Origin of the sequence: Candidatus Acidianus copahuensis, assembly GCF_000632495.1 — an archaeon.
GTDB lineage: Archaea > Thermoproteota > Thermoprotei_A > Sulfolobales > Sulfolobaceae > Acidianus > Acidianus copahuensis.
Genome location: NZ_JFZT01000063.1, coordinates 1 through 10,082 on the forward strand (window position 1 = coordinate 1; position 10,082 = coordinate 10,082).

Sequence of the window (10,082 nt, forward strand, 5' to 3'; positions counted from 1 at the left end):
AATTTCGTAGAGCTTCCAACATGTAAATACCAGCTTTATCAATTAAAAAAGTAAAGGCTAACACATCGTCCCAGTTGAAGAGAGGTAAGTTAAAAGCTTCTAATTTGTGTAGTCCTAACCTTAAGTTCCTAAGTTCATCTACAATTTTCTCTCCCTCTGGCTTAAACTCTTGAATTATCCTAGATAATTGCCATGCATGATTTAATTCATCTGAAACTAGCTTTGCAACAAATAATCTTCCATCAACAGTTGGAGCATTTACTAACCATGGAGAATACATTTCAACCATTGCCAATTCCATGTCAGCTCTCAATGACAATATGTCTAGAAGCGTACTTTTAGCCTCATTAGATAGAGGGCTTATCATTGCATTTGTATGTATTAATTAGAAATTTTTATATTTTTCGCTTTAAACACTTCGTGTAGAAAACGTTATATACTCAAAATGATTAAGGCATTTCCAACTTTATTTATCTCCTCATAAAGTCTTTGATAACTCCAAACTTCGTCTTTATAATAAACAGCCGGTCTATGCTCAGATATCCAAGGTTTGAAAATTTCTTCGGCGACGTTAATAGAATTCAACGATTGTGTCATATTGGACTCATTAATATTATCATTATATTAGTATATAACGTTTTCTTCACGTATTTACTAATATTCAATATAGCAATTGAAATGTAAATCCTTATACTAAACATTTTGAGTTTATTAATGAATATTTCAAAGTTAACTAGTACTCTTAATTAATCTCAGTAATTTGAGACTTTCAATTGTCCGTGAGTACCCGAATCCTTACAATTTAATCCCTCATCCAAATCAAGCATAGTGTAAACCGCATAGGAAGTATAAGACAATTCCTTCAGTCAAGGGGTGGAGTGCAACACCAGATAGCCCAAGATATCTATACAAACCACTCAGCTAAACCAACATATAACGCTAACCTTAGTAGTTCTTTGAAACCTTATCTACCTAATGGCTCTTTAGAGCGACTTTTCAGCAATATACTGTGTTTATCTTTTGATACGTCTCTTCCTAACATCCCCATTCTTAGGAGCTCTAGATCCTTCTTCAGTTTATAGCGAGGTTTATATCAAGCTCTGGTAATGAGCTTTTAAGCTCATATAGGCTTTGATCTACTTCCCCACTAGGGATAAGTATTACTTATTGCTCGACCCATAATTTTATATAAATATGGCTTAAATACTCAAAGTTCTTGATACAAGCTAAAGTTCAAACTTTAAATTTATAAGCATAAAAAATAATTAAATATTTTAATGAATGATAGTTATTTCTTGCATTCAGAAAGTTTCCTAAAGAGGTTATTAGAACTTGTGGAAAGTGAGGAAGAGTTTGCAATAGTAGAAGTTATTAAGTCAGAGGGGCCTACGGCATTAAAAACAGGTAATAAGATAATTATTAAGGTAGATGGTTCTTATGAAGGTTGGATTGGAGGATTTTGTACTAAGGATGAGTTGATAAAAAGGGCAATAGAGGTAATCAATGAGGGGGTGCCTAGGATAATACAATTAGAAACATGTCATGGTGGTTCAGTCCTAGTTTACGTAGAACCAGGAGCTATTAAGAGGAAAATTTTGCTTATAGGAAATAATAGTATAACAAGAGCTTTAGCTAAACACTCTCATCTTCTAGGATATAAGGTTGTACTTTATGACGAAATAGGAAATATGAAAAAAGATGATACTATAGATCTCATAATCAAAAACTTAGATGAGGTTAAAATAACTAGACGTACTTATGCTGTAATAGCTACCATGGGTGAGGGTGATGAAAAATACGTTGAGACTTTACTTAATACGAATATACCATACATAGGAGTAGTGGCAGGAAAAAGAAGAGCTAATGATATATTTGAATATCTAAAAAGGAAAGGGATTAATGACATTACAAGAGTGAAGTCTCCAGCGGGGATTAATATTAATGCGAAATCAGCAGATGAAATAGCTATAAGTATCTTAGCTGAAATAATAATGTTTGACTCTACACAAATTAAACAGAAGAACCTAGAACTAAAAGAGTCGAGAGATCCTATATGTGGTATGATAGTAAGTGAGAGTCCTTATTTTTCTGAGATAGAGGGTAAAAAAATTTATTTCTGTAGTAAAGCTTGTAAGGAGAAGTTTGATTCTGATCCAAAAAAACTATATTATCAATTATTTAACGTAATTAATCTTACTGACTATACATAATTAATTTTTTATATTTGTATTAATAAATAATGTTTATAATGTATCCTGCACAATTTAATTATTTTGCACCTAAAAGCGTAGATGAGACTTTAGAGCTTTTAGATAAATTTAGGGACGATGCGAAGATTCTAGCTGGTGGGCAAAGCTTAATAATTTTAATGAAACTAAGACTATTTTCACCTAAAAATATTATAGACATTAATAAAATTCCTGGACTATCATATATTAAAGAGGAGGAAGGTTATTTAAAAATTGGAGCATTAACGCGATACTCTGATCTTGAATACAGTGATCTAATAAAAAGCAGATATCCTTTACTTTATGAAAGTATAAAACATTTAGCCGATCCCATAGTCAGAAATGTTGGAACAGTAGGAGGTAACGTATGCCATAATGATCCTGGGAATAATTTACCCTCAGTCATGTTAGCTTATAATGCAGAATTTCTAGTAAAAAGCATTTCTAAGCAGAGAGTAATAAAGGCAATAGACTTCTTCATAGGCCCCTATCAAACTGCGTTACAAAGTAATGAAATGGTAGTGGAAATTAGAATTCCAGTACAGGAACCTAAAAATAGTGGAGCTTATATGAAACTAGAGAGAAGAGCTGGAGATTTTGCCATAGTTGCCTCAGCAGTGAATGTTAGCATTGATGATAATGGTTATTTAAAGAAGGTTGGAATAGCTTTGGGGGCTGTAGGATCTACAGCTATTAAAGCTGATAAGGCTGAAGAATTTCTAATTGGTAAAAAAGCGGATAAGGAAGTAATAAAGAAGGCTTCAGAAATAGCATCTGAACAAACAAACCCATCCTCAACTCCATTTGGTCCTTCTGCAGAATATAAAAAGGCAATGGCTAAGGTATTAACTTTTAGGGCATTTAAGAATGCCTTACGTAAGGTTGGGGTGGAAATTTGAGCCAGCAATTAGTTCATGTTAAAATTATAATTAATGAAAAGGCATATGAAGCTGATATTGAACCGAGGTTACTGTTAGTACATTTTATAAGGGAAATTGCTGGTCTCACTGGAACTCATGTAGGGTGTGATACTACAAATTGTGGTGCATGTACTGTAATTTTAGACGGTAGAGCTGTTAAATCGTGTACCTTGTTTGCAGTACAAGCCGATGGTAAGAAAGTTTTAACTATTGAGGGATTAGCTAAAGATAGCAAACTACATCCTATCCAAGAAGGCTTTTGGGTTAAGCATGGGTTACAATGTGGTTATTGTACTCTAGGTATGATAATGGCTGCATATCAGCTTCTAATGAGAAATCCAAACCCCACCGAAGAGGAAATAAGGGAAGGAATTTCAGGAAATTTGTGTCGATGCACTGGATACCAAAATATTATTGAAGCAATTAAGTATGCTGCAGAAAAAATGAGAGGAGGTGTTTCGTGATGACAGTTGAAATTACTGAGGAACCTAAAGGAGTACATGGAATGGGTCACAAAATAAGGAGAAAAGAGGATATAAGATTCTTATTAGGTAAAGGGAATTATGTTGACGATATTAAATTACCGGGGATGGTTTATCTAGCTTTCGTGAGAAGTCCATATGCTCATGCTAAAATAAAGAGTATTAACGTTGAAAAGGCAAAGACTTTACCTGGAGTTATTGATATAATAACGGGGAAGGAGTTAGAGAAGGTTGGATTAGCATGGATTCCAACCCTAATGGGAGATAAGATGATGGTGTTGCCCACAGATAAAGTTGTATATCAAGGGCAAGAAGTAGTCGCTGTAATAGCAGAAGATAGATATAAGGCTTATGATGCAGCTTCATTAATAGAAGTTGAATATGAACCGTTAGAACCAGTTACGGATCCTAAAAAAGCACTAGAGCAAAGCTCTCCCATAGTTAGACCAGATAAAAATACTAACCTAGTTTTTAAATGGGAGGCTGGAAATAAGGAAGAAACTGACAAACTATTTAAAGAGGCAGATGTTGTAGTTTCTCAAGGTTTCTATTATCAAAGGCTTCATGTAGCTTATATGGAACCAGTAGGGAGTATTGCCCATTATGACCCAGTCTCTGGAAAGTTAACAATCTGGATGACTTCACAAGCTCCCCATGTAGTACGTACAGTGTTTTCATTAGTGACAAAAATCCCCGAAAATAAGATTAGAATAATTTCTCCGGATATAGGTGGAGGTTTTGGAGGTAAAGTTTACGTATATCCAGGGTATGTGGTTTCAGCTCATGCATCCATAAAATTAGGGAGGCCAGTTAAATGGATAGCTACCAGATCAGAAGATATGAGAAGTACAGCGTTTGCAAGAGATTATCATATTCATGGAGAGATTGCAGCCAAAAAGGATGGAACTATTCTAGCTTTGAGAATTAAAGTTATAAGTGATCATGGGGCCTTCTTTGGTGATGCAAATCCATCTAAATTCTCCGCTGGATTGTTTAGCATATGTACCGGAAGTTATGATATTAAGGCAGCTCATGTTGAAGTAGTAGGAGCACATACGAACAAACCACCAGGAGGGATAGCTTATAGATGTTCCTTTAGAGTAACTGAGGCAGCCTATGCAATAGAGAGATTAGTCGATATTCTAGCTCATGAATTGGGAATGGATCCGGCTGAATTAAGGCTAAAGAACTTTATTCCTCCTGAAAAGTTCCCATATAAGTCAGCTTTAGGATGGACTTACGATAGCGGAAACTACGCGGCTGCGTTAAAGAAGGCAATGGATAAAATAGGTTATTGGGAGTTAAGAAAAGAGCAAGAAGAAAAGAGGAAAAGAGGAGAACTAATGGGTATTGGAATAAGTAGCTTTACTGAAATTGTTGGTGCAGGCCCAGCGGATCTTTTTGACATCGTAGGGATAAAAATGTTTGAGAGTGCTGAAATAAGGATTCATCCAACTGGAAAAGTGATAGCACGATTTGGAACAAGGGCTCAAGGTCAAGGTCATGAAACTACTTATGCACAAATTATTTCTGAAATTTTGGGAATACCAGTCGAAGATATAATAATTGAAGAAGGAGATACGGATACATGTCCCTATGGCTTAGGAACTTACGCTAGTAGAAGTACTCCAACTGCTGGAGCTGCAGCCGCAGTCTCTGCTAAAAAGATTTTAGATAAGGCGAAAAAGATAGCTGCTCATTTGCTGGAAGCTAGAGAAGAAGATATAGTGTACGAGAAAGGTAGGTTTTATGTTAAAGGTTCGCCAGATAAATTTAAGACAATACAAGACGTTGCCCTCGCAGCATATACTAATCCCCCACCTGGTATTGAAGCAGGATTAGAGGCTATAACATATTACAATCCTCCTAATATGACCTTTCCCTTCGGCTCATATATTTGCGTAGTCGATATTGATAAGGGTACAGGGCAAATAAAGGTAAGGAAGTTCGTAGCAGTTGATGACTGTGGTAATATAATAAATCCAGTAATTGTTGATGGGCAAATAATGGGAGCATTAACCATGAGTTTTGGTACTGCATTTCTAGAAGAAATAAGGTATGATGAAAATGGTAATATTTACGGTGGAAGTTTTGCTGAATATATGATACCTACTGCCATTGAAACTCCTAAATGGGAATTAGATAAAACAATAACACCTTCACCTCATCATCCATTAGGCGCTAAGGGAGTTGACGAATCTGCAACTGTTGGCTCTCCTGCTGCGTTTGTAAACGCTGTGGTTGATGCGTTGTGGCATTTGGGAGTTAGACATATAGATATGCCCTTATGGCCTTGGAAAATATGGCAAATATTAAAAGAGAAGGGAGCCGTTTCGGATGAGTAAATTTTTATTGTGTGAAACTGCATGGATGTTGAATGGTTGATTAAAAGATTTAAGGAGGAAGGATATGTATTAGACAGTAAGAGTGCTCTTGCAGTATTCTTGTCATTGATAATGGAAAAGCCATTATTAATAGAAGGTCCTCCAGGATGTGGGAAGACTGAATTAGCTAAGATCACAGCTAAAGTATTAAACACTGAATTGATAAGATTGCAATGTTATGAGGGACTGGACTCGTCTCAGGCACTTTATGAATGGGATTATCCCAGACAACTATTAGAGCTAAAAATGTTACAAGCTGAAGAGCTCTCGAAAGACGAAATTAGAAAGGAGATTTATAGTGAAAGATTTCTACTGGAAAGACCATTATTAAAAGCATTAAGGGCTAATAAGAGGGTAGTTTTATTAATTGATGAGATAGATAGGGCTGACCCAGAATTTGAAGGATTCTTGCTCGAGTTCCTAGGAGAATTTCAAATAACAATACCTGAAATGGGGACAATTTTAGCTAAACATAAACCCTATGTATTTATAACATCTAATAAAACCAGGGATCTTTCGGATGCAATAAAAAGAAGATGCTTATACTTATATATAGATTATCCTCCACCAGAGAAAGAGCTAGAGATAATCAAAACTAAACTAGGAAATGTGAGAGAGGATCTAGCTAAGGATGCTATTAACTTAGTTAATAAAATAAGAAATAATAACAAAATACTTCATAAACCTGGAATAGCTGAGACATTAGACTTCATAAACGCATTAAATTCATTAAAAGTTAATTCAATAGACGAGAATGTAATAAGAAATCTAATAGGTACCCTACTTAAAGATGAAGAAGATATAGTTTATTTTCTGGGGGATTGAAAGAGAAATGGAAGATCTCATAGTAAGATTAGCTAATGACCTTAGAAAGAAAGGAAGAAATGTAGGAATTAACGAGACATTAGATGCAATAAAGGCATTAAGAATAGTTAATACTAAAAATGATGAAGTTATAAACCATATCCTTGAGATAACAATAATCAAAGATTTTAAAGAAAAATTGATGACAAAAAATAACAAAGACGAAAAGAAGGAAGAATATAATAAAAATGTATTAGGTAAGTGCATTTACGGGGAAAGCAATAATACGTTGTTTTCACTATATAGTCCGGCTGAAGCAAAGGTAGAGCCGAAGATGAGTTATAACTGGGAGAGGGAAAAGTGGATAAAAGCAATAAAAAATCTAAGAAAGGTAATTTTAGCTATTGAAGGACATAGGAATAAAAAAAGTCTTAAAGGAGATATTAATCTTAGAATGACCGTTAAAGAAGAAACAAAATTCCTCCTAGAATCCCCAAGAATTTTTAAGAGTATTAAGAAAAGGAATAAGGCTAAAGCAGTATTGTTATGTGACGTGTCTGGCTCTATGAGAGATAATCAAGACTTAATCCTCTCCTTCTCCTTTTATATGAAGAAATTTATTCATCGATGTGAAATATTCTTCTTTAGCACAAAAATAAAGAAAGTTACGAGATATTTCATGAAAGATAACATAAGTGGAATTAATCTTGAGAAAATTATTGAGAACTTTCCTTATGGAGGCGGGACAAGAATTGGGGAAAGCTTAAACATTTTTTAGGAAGTATTATAACATAGATAGGAAGACTGCAATAATTATTCTAAGCGATGGTTGGGATTTAGGGGATCTTGACCTATTGGATAAGGAACTAAATTATATTAAGGAAAGATCTTTATGTCTTATATGGATAAATCCTCTTCTTGATAGTCCATCATATAAGCCAGAAACTACAGGGATAAAAATTGCTCTAAAATACGTTGATTTATTCCTTTCTCCACTGAAGTTAGTTACATTAGAAATCCAACAAGATTTCATGCCTCATCACTAGCATGAATAATTTCTTTATGAAGAGGTTCAGGGGTAAGGAGGGTGATAAAATTGACGCAAGAAACATGTAAGTTGAGTTTTGTAGGGATGCTATGCCTTATGACGATTTAAGGTAGTTGGTTTCAAGGTATTGAGGCATGAGGCTGTTAAGGTTATGATTAGGATGGACTCGTTCCTACTTGACTAGGGTTACTAAAACCCTCCTTGTTTCGATGTCTTTTAATCCCACTACTGAGGCTGGTGTTGTTTTTCTTTCAAGGCTTTTGTTGACTGTTCTTGATGAGAAGGAGAGGGTGAGGTTAGGTTTAGTGTTCCTAGGGATCATGTGCTCTTGACTATCCAGGGTAGTCTTTCCCCTGGTATTATCTCGGCTAGGGTTGGTTATGTTAGGCGTTTTAGTTAAGGCTTTTGTTCCCTATAATAAACCAACCACAAACTGCAATTTTAGGAGTTGGTGAAATAAGGCGGGTTCTCATGGTTATAGGAGATAGTATTAAAGATAAAGAAATGTGATGTAACTAGGCCTAACTTTTAACCGCAGAGTTATGGTTGAACATACTATCCTCAAATTCACATAAGAGTTAGCTAAAATATTAAAAAGTGAAAATACTAAAAACCTGTATAAGTTTATACTTTTCTATATCGGCTTATACTATCCTTCTTAGTGCTTGTAAATAATCTTAATTATTTTGCATTACAACCATAAAGTTATAATAACTATTGGTGTAATCATAAAAATTTTTCAAAGAATAATCTATCCCTATTCATATTTTACTGTAATATTTTATAATATAAATTATATTAAGGAAGTAATTATCCCTTATTTGCCTCAATACTTTTGTCTTTGATTATATACCAAGTTCCTAGACCTATAGCACCTATCTTACCCTCAACATCTTTGAAAGTTATTTCAACTATTACTGTAGTCTTACCTTTTCTAATAACTTTACCTTCAACAGTAAAAGGCCCCTTATACATAGGCTCCAAAAAGTTAACCTTAAGTTCTTGAGTTACTTGATCTATACCATCATTAACTGAGAAAGTAGCTATGCCTCCAGTTATATCCATTGCTGTCATTATAACACCACCATGTATCACGCCACCACGTCGACATAATTCCTTCTTATAGGGTATTTCAATTCTGGCAAATCCCTTATTAACCTCAAGGACTTTGAAATCCAAATATTTAATTATAGATTCTTCTTGTTTGAGTAAACTCTCAACAAACCGAGCAAGATCATCCATATATAAAGTTAATAAGAATAACCTAAAAAATTTGTGTGTATCCAATGGTTACTTCAACCATAAAGAAGATCCCACTTTAATTATACACGGATCAAGTGAATAAAAACTGGAAATCAGTTACAATTAGTTAAGAAGGGGAATTAAGCTACTAGGTAGGGAAAAAAAGCAAAGACTAAGCTAAGATGGATATCTACATTAGAATATGAAAACATATTAATTGCAAGTGGAATAGTTAAAGAGGCTACTGTAGTGGGAGCCAAGAATGGGTATTTAGGTTAAAGATCAGCGATCCTTGTAGCAATAAAGGAAGATGAGAGAAGGAGATTTAATAAATTATTTAATTTCATGAGATATCTGAGTGGTGGATCGAGATTAGCAAAATTATATTAGTATATAGCATATCTAGGGCTGGAACGGGAAAATCTGATAAAAATTAGCAAAGGAAATAACAGAGAAAACAATTATTGATAATTTAATAAAATATTTATACTTTGCCAACAAACGTATTTTCATGAAGGCAGCAGTCCTTTACCAGTTCAAATCTCCTTTTAAGATTGAAGATGTTAGGTCAAATCCCATGCCTGGCTTTGTAAAAGTCAATGTCAAAGTAGTTGGTGTTTGTGGTAGGGATGTGGTAATTTGGAAGGGCGGTTTTAAGAATTTCAAGCTACCAGCAATTTTAGGCCACGAAATTTTCGGTTTCTATAATGATAAGCCAGTAGCAGTATATAGTGGTATTTTTTGTGGAAATTGCGAGTTTTGCAAGCAAGGTAAGGAAAATCTGTGCGATAGTTACTCATTGATAGGTGAAAATACGCCGGGCGGATATGCGGAAGAAGTTTATGCTCCTGAAAGAAATTTAATTGAGTTGCCTGATAAAAATTTTGAAAAATATGCCTCAGCATCAGAACCAGTAGCTACCATAATTCATGCATCAAATTTGGCTCAGATCAAGAAAGGAGATAAAGTACTAG

Annotated in this window: 12 protein-coding genes; 9 read left to right on the plus strand and 3 right to left on the minus strand. The window is 34.6% G+C overall.

Annotation, left to right across the window (positions count from 1 at the left end):
* Together CM19_RS11905 and CM19_RS13150 are read right to left on the minus strand one after the other, a co-directional pair.
* The coding region (locus CM19_RS11905) for a Phenylacetic acid catabolic protein (protein WP_048100676.1) at positions 1 to 367 on the minus strand (367 nt) is incomplete at its 3' end.
* A gap of 65 nt (positions 368 to 432) precedes the next feature.
* A complete protein-coding gene (locus CM19_RS13150) occupies positions 433 to 597 on the minus strand; it encodes a hypothetical protein (protein ID WP_160164886.1) in 165 nt (54 codons plus the stop codon).
* 680 nt (positions 598 to 1,277) lie between these two features.
* Between CM19_RS13150 and CM19_RS11910 the strand changes: the two genes are divergently transcribed.
* The 8 genes from CM19_RS11910 to CM19_RS13590 all read left to right on the plus strand — a co-directional run bounded on the left by CM19_RS11910 (position 1,278) and on the right by CM19_RS13590 (position 8,376).
* On the plus strand, positions 1,278 to 2,210 hold the full coding sequence (locus tag CM19_RS11910) for an XdhC family protein (protein WP_048100677.1): 933 nt from the start codon (positions 1,278 to 1,280) through the stop codon (positions 2,208 to 2,210).
* Positions 2,211 to 2,248: 38 nt separating this feature from the next.
* Complete coding sequence (locus CM19_RS11915; protein WP_048100683.1) at positions 2,249 to 3,127, plus strand: FAD binding domain-containing protein; 879 nt, start codon at positions 2,249 to 2,251, stop codon at positions 3,125 to 3,127.
* Positions 3,124 to 3,612, plus strand: a complete 489-nt coding sequence (locus tag CM19_RS11920) for a (2Fe-2S)-binding protein (RefSeq protein WP_048100678.1) — start codon at positions 3,124 to 3,126, stop codon at positions 3,610 to 3,612. Before CM19_RS11915 ends, CM19_RS11920 begins: the two co-directional genes overlap by 4 nt.
* Positions 3,612 to 5,975 carry an aerobic carbon-monoxide dehydrogenase large subunit gene (locus CM19_RS11925; RefSeq protein ID WP_048100679.1) on the plus strand — a complete coding sequence of 788 codons (2,364 nt, stop codon included), beginning with the start codon at positions 3,612 to 3,614 and terminating at the stop codon, positions 5,973 to 5,975. The genes CM19_RS11920 and CM19_RS11925 overlap by 1 nt, the downstream gene beginning before the upstream one ends.
* A gap of 21 nt (positions 5,976 to 5,996) precedes the next feature.
* On the plus strand, positions 5,997 to 6,839 hold the full coding sequence (locus CM19_RS11930) for an AAA family ATPase (protein WP_048100680.1): 843 nt from the start codon (positions 5,997 to 5,999) through the stop codon (positions 6,837 to 6,839).
* A gap of 7 nt (positions 6,840 to 6,846) precedes the next feature.
* Positions 6,847 to 7,596, plus strand: coding sequence for a VWA domain-containing protein (locus CM19_RS13425; RefSeq protein WP_052349556.1), 750 nt, complete (start codon positions 6,847 to 6,849; stop codon positions 7,594 to 7,596).
* 13 nt (positions 7,597 to 7,609) lie between these two features.
* The gene (locus CM19_RS13430) at positions 7,610 to 7,864 is read left to right on the plus strand and encodes a VWA domain-containing protein (protein ID WP_081801291.1); all 255 of its coding nucleotides are present in this window, start codon (positions 7,610 to 7,612) and stop codon (positions 7,862 to 7,864) included.
* Positions 7,865 to 8,271: 407 nt separating this feature from the next.
* Positions 8,272 to 8,376: a 2-oxo acid dehydrogenase subunit E2 gene (locus tag CM19_RS13590; protein ID WP_150111445.1), complete on the plus strand. Its 105-nt coding sequence runs from the start codon at positions 8,272 to 8,274 to the stop codon at positions 8,374 to 8,376.
* Between the two features lie 300 nt (positions 8,377 to 8,676).
* Here CM19_RS13590 and CM19_RS11940 read toward each other — a convergent pair whose 3' ends face one another.
* On the minus strand, positions 8,677 to 9,108 hold the full coding sequence (locus CM19_RS11940) for a PaaI family thioesterase (RefSeq protein WP_048100681.1): 432 nt from the start codon (positions 9,106 to 9,108) through the stop codon (positions 8,677 to 8,679).
* Positions 9,109 to 9,619: 511 nt separating this feature from the next.
* Here CM19_RS11940 and CM19_RS11945 point away from each other — a divergent pair.
* Positions 9,620 to 10,082, plus strand: a 463-nt coding sequence (locus CM19_RS11945; RefSeq protein ID WP_048100682.1) for an alcohol dehydrogenase catalytic domain-containing protein, incomplete at its 3' end; no start/stop codon positions are given.

Bases quoted from the DNA above. Each gene is read 5' to 3' on its own strand.
- CM19_RS13425 (WP_052349556.1), top strand. From the start codon at position 6,847: ATGGAAGATCTCATAGTAAGATTAGCTAATGACCTTAGAAAGAAAGGA.
- CM19_RS11910 (WP_048100677.1), top strand. From the start codon at position 1,278: ATGAATGATAGTTATTTCTTGCATTCAGAAAGTTTCCTAAAGAGGTTA.
- CM19_RS11940 (WP_048100681.1), bottom strand. From the start codon at position 9,108: ATGGATGATCTTGCTCGGTTTGTTGAGAGTTTACTCAAACAAGAAGAA.
- CM19_RS11925 (WP_048100679.1), top strand. From the start codon at position 3,612: ATGACAGTTGAAATTACTGAGGAACCTAAAGGAGTACATGGAATGGGT.
- CM19_RS11930 (WP_048100680.1), top strand. From the start codon at position 5,997: ATGGATGTTGAATGGTTGATTAAAAGATTTAAGGAGGAAGGATATGTA.
- CM19_RS13150 (WP_160164886.1), bottom strand. From the start codon at position 597: ATGACACAATCGTTGAATTCTATTAACGTCGCCGAAGAAATTTTCAAA.
- CM19_RS11915 (WP_048100683.1), top strand. From the start codon at position 2,249: ATGTATCCTGCACAATTTAATTATTTTGCACCTAAAAGCGTAGATGAG.